This window comes from Solemya elarraichensis gill symbiont, from assembly GCF_002021095.1.
Taxonomy (GTDB): Bacteria; Pseudomonadota; Gammaproteobacteria; order Chromatiales; family Chromatiaceae.
Genome location: NZ_MPRK01000098.1, coordinates 1 through 12651 on the forward strand (window position 1 = coordinate 1; position 12651 = coordinate 12651).

Consider the following 12651-nt stretch of genomic DNA (forward strand, 5'->3'; position numbering starts at 1 on the left):
CACGACCCAGGGTAGCCTGACCAACAGGTACCTGAATTGGTGCGCCAGTCCCGGTGGCTACTGAACCACGCTTAAGACCGTCTGTTGAACCCATGGCGATTGAACGCACGACACCGTCACCCAGCTGCTGCTGGACTTCCAGCGTCAAGCCTTCAGATTCGATTTTGAGTGCGTCATAGACCTTTGGCATTGCGTCGCGTGGGAACTCTACGTCCACAACCGCGCCGATAATTTCGACCACTTTACCCGAACTCATTGCTGGTTCCTCGTTCTCTATCTAAATTCTTTCCGTGAATGGCCTCGGCCATCCGCTCAAATACTCTTATACCGCAGCAGCACCGCCGACAATCTCGGAGATCTCCTGGGTAATTGCTGCCTGGCGCGCCTTGTTGTAAACAAGCTGAAGCTCGTCAATCAGCTCACCGGCATTATCTGTTGCCGACTTCATCGCAACCATACGTGCCGACTGCTCACATGCTGCATTCTCTACTACCGACTGGTATACCAGGGACTCGACATAGCGAGTCAGCAAGCCGTTCAGTACATCTTTTGCATCCGGCTCATAGATGTAATCCCAGTGGTGCTTTAGCTCGTCACTCTCTTCACCCGCTATCGGTACCAATTGTTCTACTGTTGGTTCCTGCGTCATGGTATTGACGAACGAGTTATATGAAATATAGATGCGATCAAGTTTGCCTTCATCAAATGCATCCAGCATCACCTTGATGGTACCAATCAGATCGTTGATATGCGGTGCATCACCAAGATGTGTTGCCTGTGCCAGCATCTCTCCGCCAAAGCGGCCGAAGAAACCGGCTGCTTTCTGTCCGATTGTGCAAAAACTTACCTCAGCACCACTTTCTGCCTGCGCCTTAATTTCTTTAGCAAGACGGCGAAACAGGTTGCTGTTGAGACCGCCACAAAGTCCACGATCGGAGGAGACCACGATGTAACCAACACGCTTGACCTCGCGATCCTGCGTATAGGGATGCTTATACTCCGGATGTGACTGTGACAGGTGTGCAATAACATTGCGCATCTTGTCAGCATAGGGGCGTGTTGCGCCCATACGATCCTGCGCCTTGCGCATTTTCGATGCTGCAACCATCTCCATCGCGCTGGTAATCTTCTGGGTACTCTGTACCGAGGCGATTTGCGTGCGAATCTCTTTTCCGACAGCCATATCTTGTTACCTGGTTATTAAACGAGCCTGGATTACCAGGTGCTGTTTGCCTTGAACGCCTTCAGCGCATCGTGCATTGCACCTTCGATCTCTTCGTTGTAATCACCCGTGTCATTGATCTTGCTCATCAACTCGCTCTGTGACGAGTTCATGTACCCCATCATCGCCGCTTCGAAGTCGACAACCTTGTTAACATCGACATCATCGATGTAGCCTTCGTTGGCAGCAAACAGGGTCATCGCCATGTCAGCAATTGACATCGGCGCATACTGGCTCTGCTTCATCAACTCGGTTACACGCGCACCACGGTCAAGCTGGGCACGGGTTGCGTCATCGAGATCAGATGCAAACTGCGAGAATGCAGCCAGCTCGCGATACTGCGCCAGTGCCAGGCGAACACCGCCACCAATCTTCTTGATGATCTTGGTCTGAGCAGCACCACCAACACGTGATACAGAAAGACCGGCGTTGATCGCTGGACGAATACCGGCGTTGAACAGGTCTGTCTCGAGGAAGATCTGTCCGTCAGTAATCGAGATAACGTTGGTTGGTACGAACGCAGATACGTCACCCGCCTGGGTTTCGATGATTGGCAGCGCGGTCAATGAACCGGTCTTGCCTTTCACTTCACCGTTGGTGAGCTTTTCAACTTCTGCTTCGTTGATACGTGCAGCACGCTCAAGCAGGCGTGAGTGCAGGTAGAAAACGTCACCAGGATAAGCTTCACGGCCTGGCGGACGACGCAGCAGCAGTGATACCTGGCGGTATGCCCATGCCTGCTTGGTCAGGTCATCATAGATGATCAGTGCATCTTCACCCTTGTCACGGAAGTACTCGCCCATGGTGCAGCCTGCATAAGGTGCAAGGAACTGCATCGCTGCAGAGTCTGCAGCTGTAGCGGCAACGATGATGGTGTGAGCCAGTGCATCGTGCTCTTCAAGCTTGCGTACAACCTGTGCAACGGTCGATGCCTTCTGTCCAACCGCGACGTAGACACACTTAACGCCTGTGCCCTTCTGGTTGATGATGGCATCGATAGCGATCGCTGTTTTACCCGTCTGGCGGTCGCCGATGATCAGCTCACGCTGGCCACGGCCGATTGGCACCATGGAGTCGATTGACTTGATACCAGTCTGTACTGGCTGGTCAACCGATTTACGTGCGATAACGCCGGGTGCAACCTTTTCGATTGGAGAGGAGGCAGTAGCCTCAACTGCGCCTTTGCCGTCGATGGGACTACCGAGCGCGTCAACAACGCGACCAAGCAGTGCTTCACCAACCGGCACTTCCAGTACGCGGCCGGTACATTTGACCGGGTCGCCTTCTGAAAGGTGCTTGTATTCACCCATGACAACAGCACCGACAGAATCACGCTCAAGGTTGAGCGCCAGTCCGTAGACGTTGTCTGGAAATTCGAGCATCTCGTATGACATGACATCTGCAAGTCCGTGGATACGGACAACACCGTCGGCTACGGAGACAATTGTGCCTTCAGTCTGTGCTTCGGTCTTCGCGTCAAATTTTTCGATGCGGCTTTTGATCAGCTCACTGATTTCTGATGGATTGAGTTGCATGATGGCTTCTCGCTTATATTCCTAATTCGTTTGCCAGCTTGGTCAGCTGCCCTTGGACAGAACCGTCGATGACGAGGTCACCTGCGCGAATGCGCATGCCGCCAATCAGCTCAGGATCTTCACTAGTTGTCATGTTGATGTCACTGCCCAGCTTCGCCTTGAGGGCATCTGCCAGCGCCTGCTTCTGATCTTCGTCAATTGCATATGCACTGACGAGGTCAACTTCCAGCACGCCGCGTTCAGCGTTTTTGCGCTCTTCAAACAGTGTCGCAATCTGCGGAGCAATGACGAGACGGCCATTTTCAACCAGCAGACGGACAAGGTTTTCGGCCTCATCACTAAACTGCTCACCGCCAATCCCGAGGATCATTTCGGTCAGCTGCTGCTTGCTGATATTCGGATTGCCAACGACGTCGGACATTGCCGCATCGCTCATAACAGTTCCCAGAAGTTCCAGGGTCTGCGACCACTGTTCCAGCGTGCTGCTCTCTTTTGCGCGTGCAAAGACAGCATCAGCGTACGGTCGTGCAATTGTGATTGATTCCTGTGCCATGGTCGGCCCGCCTTACAGTTGCTTGGCGACAGCGTCAACGACGTCGCGGTGTGAATCAGCGTTGATTTCACGACGCAGGATCTTCTCAGCTCCTGCTACCGCAAGCTCACCGACTTTTTCACGTAGAGTCTCACGTACACGATTGGCTTCCTGCTCGATCTCGGCCTGTGCGGCTGTCAGCAGTCTGCCACCTTCGCTGCGTGCGTTCTCTTTTGCTTCATCAATGATGCCGGAGGCACGCTTCTGTGCCTGGCCAATGATCTCGGCAGCCTGTGCTTTTGCTTCACGCAACTCGTCGGCTGCATGCTTCTTTGCCAGTTCCTGCTCATGCTGACCGCGTTCTGCAGCCGCAAGACCATTGGCAATCTTGCCCTTACGCTCTTCGAGTGCAGCCATGATCGGCGTCCACACGAATTGTTTGGTAAACCAGACAAAGATGGCAAAAGCGATCATTTGTCCGAAAAGGGTCAGATTGATGTTCATTCTGCTTCCCCGTTAGTTAATAAAGAAAGGTTTCGGATTCTGAAGCTCTATCTTTACGCAACAGCGAACAGAATGTACATAGCCAGACCAACAGCGATCATCGGTACCGCGTCAACAAGACCCATAACGATGAAGAACTGGGTACGCAGCATTGGAATCAGTTCCGGCTGACGTGCAGCGCCTTCGAGAAAGCGTGCGCCAAGAATACCGATACCGACAGCGGCACCGAGAGCGCCAAGGCCCATCATCAGAGCGCCGGCGATGTACAGCAGTGCGTTAGCCATTTCCATGATTGTCTCCCGTAAAATTTCTGGTTAGGTGTTAATAATTAAAGGTTAATTCGTTTAATGCTCGCTATGCGCCATGTCCATGTAAACTACTGTCAGCGTCATAAAAATGAACGCCTGCAGTGTAATAACAAGGATATGGAATACAGCCCAAACAAACTGGAGTGCGCCACCAAAGACGCCCATCACGATACCGGCACTATACATAAGTGCGATCAGGATGAAGATCATCTCGCCTGCGTACATGTTACCGAAGAGTCGCAGTGAGAGAGAGATCGGCTTGGCGATCAGTGAAACAAATTCGAGGAAAAAGTTGACCGGGATCAGCAATACCTTGACGACGATATTATTCGCCTGGAAAGGCTGCAGTGTCAGCTCGCCGAGAAATCCGCCAACGCCCTTGATCTTGATGCTGTAATACATAGTCAACAGGAACACGCCGATGGCCATGCCAAAGGTAGCATTCGGGTCCGTACTTGGAACAATTTTCTGGAAGTGAACCCCGAGGAGGCCAAGCAGCCACGGGATCAGGTCAACAGGGACCAGGTCCATCAGGTTCATCAGGAAGATCCAAACAAAAGCCGTCATGGCCAGTGGCGCTACCAGGTCATTCTTTGATGTGAAGGATCCACGCACACTCTCGTCGATAAAATCGACAATCCACTCAACGAAGTTCTGGAAACCACCGGGAGTATCAGACGATGCGCTTTTAGCTGCGCGTGCGGCGAAGAAGATGAAGAGAATGCCGAGGCCAAGAGACCAAAGCATGGTATCTACATGAATTGCCATAAAGCCCATTTCAGCAGCTTCTTCTGCAGAATGCGCCATGCCCCATGAGCCATCAGGATGCTGACCAAATGTAAGATTAGTCAGGTGATGCTTGATGTATTCGCTCGATGTCAGGGTACCAGATGCCATATTCAGCCCTTGTTCGCTTCTTTTCCGTACGTGGCGACCAGCAAGCTGGCTGTCACATGTACGATAAAATAGGTTACCAACATAGCCACAAGACTCAGATTCTCATAAAAGAGTATTGCGGCCAGAAATATAATGCCGGTTAATACCAGCTTGGCAAATTCAGCGACATACAGCTTGGTCAGCAGTTTGCCCGGTTTTTGTGCCTGGTAAGCACTGAAAACCCAGTATCCGAAAACTGCATTGGCCAATGATGCGCCAAGTCCACCAATTAGTGCGGAGACAGCCTGATCCTTTCCAATCAGGAAAGCAGCTGCCGAAATCAGCAGTGTCAGGATCAACTGTCTGATGACGACACTACGAATTTTTTCTGACGGCAGATTTTGCACGCTTTTTTTGCCTACAGCTCCGTTCTAATCGCGCGCAGTATAAGGGCTTGCGACCATAAGGTCAAACGATAGAGACATAAAACTGTTTATAAGCTATATAAGCATTATCGCACACAGTTAAATTTGCCATACAGATCAGTATATTGCGGTGCAGCATAGCGTTTAGGACGCTATGTCAACTTTCAGTTGTCCGAACTGCCCTCTGTACTCGTATCACTAGTAAAAATCGTGCCCATGCACTCGGAACAGGGTGGTAAAACGCCCGCTTTTTTAATCTGCGTCCTGTGCCCGCACTCGGTACAGACGAAAATTCCCGGAGCGACAATGTCATCGGTTTCATAATTGGAACGCGCCTTGTCCGACAAGGCCTTTAGTGCGAGCGTGGTCTGGTCGGCAGCTTGGGAAAAGAGGCTCAACAGATGATCACTGAACACCTCGCGTTCAAATCCAAGCCAGGTCTTCAGGTCATCGCCGGTGTCCTGCAGGTACCTTGCTGCATCTTCAACATCACGCTTCAGGTACTCAGCGACGCGCTCGGATTCCTCCTTGGTCAACTCATTGAGCTCAACTGCACGCTCATGCGCCTTGTCAACAGCATCGTGCATGAAATGCCCGCTCCTGTCGGTGATCTTGTGCGTATTCTCGATCGCCCGTTCAAGCATGCGCTCGTAAGCGACACCGATGGCGTCAACCATCTCATGGGGTGGTTCAAGATCTTTCATTTCGAATGCTCCGAATCCTCTCTTATATTAAGTATAGGCTACCGCATTCCGGTCGTGAATACACCAGACTGTCAGACTGGTGTAACATCTGGATCAAATCACACATAACAACATTATTAATGGAGCGCCCCTATGAGTTCGGGAGCCATCTCAATACCTGAACAATTCCGCCTTACAGCTCGCATCCACGCCGATCAGGAACTGGTTGTCACGCAACAGCAGACTCACAGTTTCAGTGACATTGACGCATCTTCTGATCGCATCGCGGCAGCTCTTGCCCGGCAAGGCATCGGCAAAGGCGCAAGCGTGTCTTTGATCTCGTGATGTAAAACGGGACATCCAAGTCGCCCTTTTACACTCGATCTTCGACAGCCTTTATTGCTGGCCTGGCATGGCATCGTCAAGACCGGGGCCACGGTTGTACCACTCAACCTGCTCATTGCAGCGGACGAGATCTGCTACATTCTGGGCGATGCTGAAGTCAGCGGCATCATTTACCACCAGGCCATGGCAGAGAAAGTCGGCGCATTTCGTGACCGTCTCAACGGCGTTGGTCTGTGGGTAGCGATCGGCGAACCGCAGTCAGAGAGTGATCAGCGTTTCTCCGCGTGGCTCGAAGAAAGTGGCAATACACCAGCAGTGACGTTCGATCCGTTTGATGATGTTGCCGTGATTCTCTACACGTCCAGAACTACCGGGAACCCCAAGGGCGCCATGCTCACGCACCACAACCTGGTTTCAAACAGCTTCAGCGTGGTAGAGGGCTTGCAACTGCGTCCCGGTGAGGATCGCCTGCTTGTGGTATTGCCGATGTTTCACTCCTTTGCCGCCACGGTCGGGGTACTGACCCCCAGCCTGCACGGCCTGACACTGGTGCCCGTGCCCGCTTTTGATTCTGTGCTCGTCAGTGAAACCATTGCCGCAACGGGGCAACCATCTTTCTTGGTGTGCCCTCGATGTATGGCGTCATGCTGCGCCTGCCTGAAGAACATACTGCCAACTGGTCCGGCATCCGTTGCGGTATCTCTGGCGGTGCTGCCATGCCGGTTGAATTAATGCGCCAATTTGAAGCACGCTACGGCTTCCCGATTCTTGAAGGTGACGGACCCACCGAGTGTTCGCCTGTCACCTGCGTAAATCCCTTTGACGGCGAGCGAAAACCCGGATCGGTCGGTTTACCTGTTCCCGGTGTTGAAATGGCGATATTTGACGTGCAGGGTGAGCAACTTGCAGATGATGAAATCGGCGAGGTGTGCGTGCGTGGCGCCAACGTCATGAAAGGTTACTGGAAGCTGCCGCAGGAGACTGCTGAATCGTTTTACGGCGAATGGGTGCGCACCGGTGACCTTGGCTATCGTGATGGGGATGGCTACTTCTTTCTCGTCGATCGCATCAAGGACATGATTATCGTCAACGGCATGAATGTCTACCCGCGCATGATCGAGGAGGTACTTTACAAGCACCCGGAGCTGATCGAGGCTGCTGTCGTCGGCGAACCACACACCACGCACGGTGAGATTGTCGTCGCCCACGTTGTGGCAAAAGATGGATCCAATCCGGTCAGTAGCGATATTCGTGCTTTCTGTCGCAAACACCTCGGCCAGCACCAGGTTCCGCGCAAGGTTATTGTTCGTGACAGTTTACCGAAGAACGCGACCGGCAAGATTCTCAAGCGTGAATTGCGCAAGGCAGGAGAGGTCGAGCGGGGAGTCGAATAACTTTATTCAGGTGTCGGAGACCCCGACACCTGTAATTGATCACTGAATGTGTTCGATGATGCCTTCGAGTTCGTCGAGTGAGTTGTAGCTGATCTCGAGCTTGCCCTTGCCCTTTGGACCGCTCTTGACCTTGACCGAGGCTCCGAGTTTCTCCGTCAGGTCGCGCTCCAGTGTCAAGATGTTGGGATCGGCAACCGGCTCCGGCTTTGCCGGCTTGCTCTCTTCGCCACCCTGCATACGACGTACCAGGCGCTCGGTTTCGCGCACAGAGAGCCCCTGGCGCACAACCTTGTTGGCAGCCTCCACTTGCTGACCGCCCTTGAGTCCGAGAATGGCGCGAGCATGCCCCATTTCAAGCTTCCTCTCATCCACCATGCGCTTGACTTCTGCCTCGAGGTCGAGCAGACGAATGTAATTGGTCACCGCGGTTCTGGATTTACCGACAGCCTGGGCAATCTGCTGGTGGGTCAAACCAAACTCACTGATGAGGCGCTGCAGGGCATCTGCCTCCTCGAGGGGATTGAGGTCATCACGCTGGATATTCTCGATAAGTGCCATCGCCATGGCTGACTTGTCATCAACATCACGGACAACAACAGGCACTTCCGACAGGCCTGCAAGCTGTGCTGCACGCCAGCGACGTTCACCGGCGATGATTTCGTACTTGCCTTCACCGATTGGACGCACCACGATCGGCTGCACTATGCCCTGTTCTGTAATGGAATCTGCAAGTTCCTGCAACTTCTCCTTGTCAAAATTACGTCTTGGCTGATAGCGGCCGCGTTGTACAAGATCAACACCCAAGTGGGCAATACTGTCACCAGTCGCTGTGGCAGTGCTCTCATTCTGATTGTTGCTATCTGTCTCTGCTACTTTCTCAGACGCTTTACTCGCACTACTCAGCAGTGCGTCCAGTCCGCGCCCCAATCCTCTGCTCTTTGCCATTAAAATTCTCTATCTCATTCCGATTTTGCCGTCACGTCGCAAAATCTCGTTCGCCAAACAAGAGTAGGCCGCTGCACCACGTGAAAACTGGTCATACTGCAACAGGGGCAAGCCGTGACTCGGCGCCTCTGCAACACGCACATTCCTGGGGATGACCGTACGGTAGACCTGGTCACCAAAATGGGTCAGCAGCTGTGCCGACACCTCGCTGCCAAGGCGGTTTCTGGAGTCGTGCATGGTGCGCAACAGCCCCTCGACTTTCAAACGCGGATTGGGTCCCGAGCGAATCTGCTCAATTGTCTCAATCAGAGACGAAAGGCCTTCGAGCGCATAGTATTCCGTCTGCAGCGGCACCAGCACACCATCAGCTGCAACCAGCGCGTTGAGCGTCAGCATGTTGAGTGATGGCGGACAATCGATAAGGATGTAGTCATAGCGGTCAGAAACCTGCTGAAGCGCATTACTGAGACGGCGCTCCTTATCATCAAGACCCATCAGGCCGACCTCGGCCGCTGTCAGGTCACTGTTTGCCGGCAACACATCGAGCTTTGCCGCTTCCGAACGCATGATTGCGTCATTGATATCACACTGTCCCAACAGAACTTCACAGCTGGTTTTTTGCAGCGTGTACTTGTCTACCCCGACACCCATAGTGGCATTGCCCTGGGGGTCGATATCGACGAGAAGAATGCGTTGATCCTCATATGCAAGAGAAGCTGCAAGATTGACCGCAGTTGTGGTTTTGCCCACGCCACCTTTCTGGTTTGCTACTGTCAGGATTTTTGCCATTCTGTTAAACACTCTCACTTAAATGCTCGAAACATCATACACTGTGCCAACAGTTTTTTTCACCTGCCGGAAAAATTTTATTCCTGCGTGAGGGCTATTCTCACGAGATGCCTGTGTGCATCGATTCCCGGAACCTGCAAAGAGGTCACTTCGATCTCCAGCGGCATCCCTTTCAGTGCATCGATTTCCTGCTGCGGCTTAACACCTTTCATGGCAAACAGCTGCGCACCAGCTTCAAGCAGGTGGCGAGTCCAGTCGAGCATGCGTCCCAGCTCGGCAAAGGCTCGTGAGGTGATGGCCACAGGCATGGTTTCCGGCTGCCATGCCTCGATACGGGAGTGCATCACGCTCAGATTATCCAGACCCAGTTCCAATTTCGCCTGGGTAAGAAAGCGGGTTTTCTTGCTGTTGGAGTCGAGCAGTGTGATTTGCGTATCCGGCTTTGCTATCGCGAGAGGGATCCCGGGCAAACCGCCGCCACTGCCGATATCGAGAATCGGACCCTCGGGAAGCAGCGGAAGGATAGCCAGCGAATCGAGCAACTGCAGGGCCACGGCCTGCTCCTGGTCACGAATCGCTGTCAGGTTATAGGCACTGTTCCACTTGTAGAGCAGGGCGAGAAAATCGAGTAGTTTTTTCTGCTGCGCCTGTGACAAGGTCAAGCCCAGTGCTTCAACTCCTCGTGCAAGCTCCTCTTTCTGACCCATGAATATCAGGCGCGCCGTTTTTTGAGATGAATCACCAGCAGTGATACAGCTGCCGGCGTGACACCTGGAATGCGTGCAGCATGGCCAATGGTTGCCGGACGCTGGTGATTGAATTTTTCACGCAGTTCGGAAGATAGCCCGGTGACATTGTCGTAATCAAAGTCCTCGGGGAGTTTCATGCCGGCGCTTTCACGGGTGCGTTCGACATCCATCTGCTGGCGATCGATATAGCCCGAATAACTTGCCTGGATCTCTACCTGCTCTGCGACCTTGGGATCTTCCACGCCAGGTCCTACGCCGGCAATCTGCATCAGTTTTGCGTAGTCCACCGCCGGCCGCGTCAGCAGATCGATGGCTTTCGCTTCTCGGCGCAGTGTATCGCCAAGCAGCACCTGCATCTGCTCATCACTCATATCGGCAGGGCGCACCAGGTGTTCGCGCAGCCGCTGTTGCTCTTTTTGAACCTGTTCACGCTTTGTATCAAAAGCCTGCCAGCGCACGTCATCAACCAGCCCCAGCTTGCGACCCGTCTCGGTCAAACGCAGGTCGGCATTGTCCTCGCGCAGCAGCAGGCGAAATTCGGCGCGGCTGGTGAACATGCGGTAGGGTTCCTGCGTGCCCATGGTTACCAGGTCATCGACCAGTACGCCTATATAGGCTTCATCGCGCCGCGGCACCCATGGCTCCTGTCCACGGGTCTTCTGTACCGCGTTGACAGCTGCCAGAAGTCCTTGTGCAGCGGCTTCTTCATAACCCGTGGTGCCGTTAATCTGGCCGGCGTAGAAAAGATTCTCTATATAACGGGTTTCGAGTGACGGCCTGAGATCGCGTGGATCGAAATAATCGTACTCAATTGCATAGCCCGGACGCATGATGCGGGCATTCTCGAAGCCCGTCATTGAATGTACAAGACGCTGCTGTATATCAAAGGGTAGTGAGGTCGAAATGCCGTTGGGATAGACCTCGTTGACGGTCAACCCCTCCGGCTCGATAAAAATCTGGTGCGAATCCTTGTCGGCAAATCGTACGATTTTGTCCTCGATGGAGGGACAGTAGCGGGGGCCCGTGCCCTCGATGACACCCGCATACATAGGCGAACGATCAAGCCCGGAGCGGATGATGTCATGCGTCTCTTCGTTAGTCCGCGTGATATGACAGCTGACCTGCTGCGGGTGCTCGCTTGCATCACCGAGATAGGAGAAGGAGGGCACCGGAGTGTCACCCGGCTGCTCCTCAAGTTTCGAATAATTGATAGTACGGCTGTCGATACGCGGCGGCGTGCCCGTTTTGAGCCTGTCGACTCGCATCGGCAACTCGCGCAGGCGTTGCGACAGCGCGTTGGATGGCGGATCGCCTGCGCGGCCGCCCTCGTAGTTCTCCATACCGATATGAATGAGGCCGCCAAGGAATGTACCGACGGTCAGAACCACTGCCTCGGCCCGAAACTTGAGACCCATCTGCGTAATAACGCCAACGATACGATCCTGCTCGACGATCAAATCATCGACCGACTGCTGGAACAGATCGAGTCCGGGCTGGTTCTCTACTGCGCGGCGCACCGCGGCCTTGTAGAGAATCCTGTCTGTCTGGGCGCGCGTTGCCCTGACCGCAGGACCTTTTCGGGAATTCAGAGTACGAAACTGGATGCCGCCGAGATCTGCAGCATGCGCCATCAGGCCACCCAGCGCATCGATCTCCTTGACCAGGTGTCCCTTGCCGATACCGCCGATTGCCGGGTTGCAACTCATCTGGCCCACCGTCTCTATGTTATGCGTCAGCAGCAGCGTCGATGCGCCCATGCGCGCAGCCGCCAGCGCGGCCTCGGTGCCCGCGTGACCGCCGCCGATAACAATGACATCATATTGCTGCGTAGAAAACATGAAACCCGTACAATCAATTGAATTAGCTGCAAACGCGAATTTTAGCAGGAAAAAGAGCGCGTTATGCTTTCGATGTGTAAAAAACAGAAGAGTTCGACAGCAGGATCCGACAGATGGGCGGTAACAACGAAACTGAAGGCGTCACCAAGTACAGGCTGGATTTTCAACAGGCACCACTTCCACAGCCTGCGCTTGCGCTGCAACTGGAGCCTTGGCGCCAGCGTCTGTGTGCGCTCGGGCTGATCGGCGGCAACAATCCGGCTCGCTACGACGGCCTTGGCTTCGGCAACCTCAGTCATCGTATCAAGCCCGGCTCTTCCGACTTCGTCATCAGCGGTACCCAGACAGGCCACCTCGAAAAAATGGGCTCCGAAGCCTATGCGCTGGTGACCCTGTGTGATCCGGCAAGCAACACCATTCGTGCACAGGGCGAAACGCCCCCATCGTCTGAAGCCATGACCCATGCAGCAATCTACTCGGCAGCGCCTGGAGCACAAGCAGTCATA

15 protein-coding genes and 2 pseudogenes are annotated in these 12651 nt (G+C 53.7%); 3 read left to right on the top strand and 14 right to left on the bottom strand.

Annotation, left to right across the window (positions count from 1 at the left end; genetic code table 11):
- The 10 genes and pseudogenes from BOW51_RS06265 to BOW51_RS11620 all read right to left on the bottom strand — a co-directional run.
- Positions 1-256: pseudogene (locus BOW51_RS06265) on the bottom strand (F0F1 ATP synthase subunit beta); the annotation flags it as partial.
- A gap of 66 nt (positions 257-322) precedes the next feature.
- A complete protein-coding gene (gene atpG / locus BOW51_RS06270) occupies positions 323-1183 on the bottom strand; it encodes a F0F1 ATP synthase subunit gamma (RefSeq protein WP_078476950.1) in 861 nt (286 codons plus the stop codon).
- 32 nt (positions 1184-1215) lie between these two features.
- A complete protein-coding gene (atpA, locus tag BOW51_RS06275) occupies positions 1216-2757 on the bottom strand; it encodes a F0F1 ATP synthase subunit alpha (RefSeq protein WP_078476951.1) in 1542 nt (513 codons plus the stop codon).
- Between the two features lie 13 nt (positions 2758-2770).
- The gene (locus BOW51_RS06280) at positions 2771-3310 is read right to left on the bottom strand and encodes a F0F1 ATP synthase subunit delta (RefSeq protein ID WP_078476952.1); all 540 of its coding nucleotides are present in this window, start codon (positions 3308-3310) and stop codon (positions 2771-2773) included.
- Between the two features lie 12 nt (positions 3311-3322).
- On the bottom strand, positions 3323-3793 hold the full coding sequence (locus tag BOW51_RS06285; protein WP_078476953.1) for a F0F1 ATP synthase subunit B: 471 nt from the start codon (positions 3791-3793) through the stop codon (positions 3323-3325).
- Between the two features lie 53 nt (positions 3794-3846).
- Positions 3847-4083: a F0F1 ATP synthase subunit C gene (gene atpE / locus BOW51_RS06290; RefSeq protein WP_174564733.1), complete on the bottom strand. Its 237-nt coding sequence runs from the start codon at positions 4081-4083 to the stop codon at positions 3847-3849.
- Positions 4084-4137: 54 nt separating this feature from the next.
- On the bottom strand, positions 4138-4998 hold the full coding sequence (gene atpB / locus BOW51_RS06295; RefSeq protein ID WP_078476954.1) for a F0F1 ATP synthase subunit A: 861 nt from the start codon (positions 4996-4998) through the stop codon (positions 4138-4140).
- A gap of 2 nt (positions 4999-5000) precedes the next feature.
- Positions 5001-5384 carry an ATP synthase subunit I gene (locus BOW51_RS06300; RefSeq protein WP_078476955.1) on the bottom strand — a complete coding sequence of 128 codons (384 nt, stop codon included), beginning with the start codon at positions 5382-5384 and terminating at the stop codon, positions 5001-5003.
- 182 nt (positions 5385-5566) lie between these two features.
- Entirely contained in the window at positions 5567-6106 is a 540-nt protein-coding gene (locus BOW51_RS06305; protein ID WP_078476956.1) for a zinc ribbon-containing protein, read from the bottom strand.
- A gap of 150 nt (positions 6107-6256) precedes the next feature.
- Entirely contained in the window at positions 6257-6445 is a 189-nt protein-coding gene (locus tag BOW51_RS11620; RefSeq protein WP_245828543.1) for a hypothetical protein, read from the bottom strand.
- 39 nt (positions 6446-6484) lie between these two features.
- On the opposite strand from BOW51_RS11620, the pseudogene BOW51_RS11625 reads away from it, so the two are divergent.
- Positions 6485-7335 (top strand): annotated as a pseudogene (locus BOW51_RS11625) (AMP-binding protein); the annotation flags it as partial.
- A gap of 207 nt (positions 7336-7542) precedes the next feature.
- Positions 7543-7824 (top strand): AMP-binding enzyme, encoded by a 282-nt coding sequence (locus BOW51_RS11630; RefSeq protein ID WP_245828545.1) that lies wholly within the window; start codon positions 7543-7545, stop codon positions 7822-7824.
- A 39-nt stretch (positions 7825-7863) separates the two neighbouring features.
- Here the strand turns inward: BOW51_RS11630 and BOW51_RS06315 are convergent, their stop codons facing one another.
- The 4 genes from BOW51_RS06315 to mnmG all read right to left on the bottom strand — a co-directional run bounded on the left by BOW51_RS06315 (position 7864) and on the right by mnmG (position 12145).
- The gene (locus BOW51_RS06315) at positions 7864-8769 is read right to left on the bottom strand and encodes a ParB/RepB/Spo0J family partition protein (RefSeq protein ID WP_078476957.1); all 906 of its coding nucleotides are present in this window, start codon (positions 8767-8769) and stop codon (positions 7864-7866) included.
- A gap of 9 nt (positions 8770-8778) precedes the next feature.
- Positions 8779-9558, bottom strand: a complete 780-nt coding sequence (locus BOW51_RS06320) for a ParA family protein (RefSeq protein ID WP_078476958.1) — start codon at positions 9556-9558, stop codon at positions 8779-8781.
- Between the two features lie 77 nt (positions 9559-9635).
- Positions 9636-10265, bottom strand: a complete 630-nt coding sequence (gene rsmG / locus BOW51_RS06325; protein WP_078476959.1) for a 16S rRNA (guanine(527)-N(7))-methyltransferase RsmG — start codon at positions 10263-10265, stop codon at positions 9636-9638.
- Positions 10266-10270: 5 nt separating this feature from the next.
- Positions 10271-12145, bottom strand: coding sequence for a tRNA uridine-5-carboxymethylaminomethyl(34) synthesis enzyme MnmG (gene mnmG, locus BOW51_RS06330; protein WP_078476960.1), 1875 nt, complete (start codon positions 12143-12145; stop codon positions 10271-10273).
- Positions 12146-12258: 113 nt separating this feature from the next.
- Between mnmG and BOW51_RS06335 the strand changes: the two genes are divergently transcribed.
- Positions 12259-12651 (top strand): class II aldolase/adducin family protein (locus tag BOW51_RS06335; RefSeq protein ID WP_174564734.1); only part of this gene is annotated, 393 nt, incomplete at its 3' end.

Coding starts and splice junctions, on each gene's coding strand:
- atpG (WP_078476950.1), bottom strand. CDS start 1,183: ATGGCTGTCGGAAAAGAGATTCGCACGCAAATCGCCTCGGTACAGAGT.
- atpA (WP_078476951.1), bottom strand. CDS start 2,757: ATGCAACTCAATCCATCAGAAATCAGTGAGCTGATCAAAAGCCGCATC.
- BOW51_RS06280 (WP_078476952.1), bottom strand. CDS start 3,310: ATGGCACAGGAATCAATCACAATTGCACGACCGTACGCTGATGCTGTC.
- BOW51_RS06285 (WP_078476953.1), bottom strand. CDS start 3,793: ATGAACATCAATCTGACCCTTTTCGGACAAATGATCGCTTTTGCCATC.
- atpE (WP_174564733.1), bottom strand. CDS start 4,083: ATGGAAATGGCTAACGCACTGCTGTACATCGCCGGCGCTCTGATGATG.
- atpB (WP_078476954.1), bottom strand. CDS start 4,998: ATGGCATCTGGTACCCTGACATCGAGCGAATACATCAAGCATCACCTG.
- BOW51_RS06305 (WP_078476956.1), bottom strand. CDS start 6,106: ATGAAAGATCTTGAACCACCCCATGAGATGGTTGACGCCATCGGTGTC.
- BOW51_RS11620 (WP_245828543.1), bottom strand. CDS start 6,445: ATGTCCCGTTTTACATCACGAGATCAAAGACACGCTTGCGCCTTTGCC.
- BOW51_RS11630 (WP_245828545.1), top strand. CDS start 7,543: ATGATCGAGGAGGTACTTTACAAGCACCCGGAGCTGATCGAGGCTGCT.
- BOW51_RS06315 (WP_078476957.1), bottom strand. CDS start 8,769: ATGGCAAAGAGCAGAGGATTGGGGCGCGGACTGGACGCACTGCTGAGT.
- BOW51_RS06320 (WP_078476958.1), bottom strand. CDS start 9,558: ATGGCAAAAATCCTGACAGTAGCAAACCAGAAAGGTGGCGTGGGCAAA.
- rsmG (WP_078476959.1), bottom strand. CDS start 10,265: ATGGGTCAGAAAGAGGAGCTTGCACGAGGAGTTGAAGCACTGGGCTTG.
- mnmG (WP_078476960.1), bottom strand. CDS start 12,145: ATGTTTTCTACGCAGCAATATGATGTCATTGTTATCGGCGGCGGTCAC.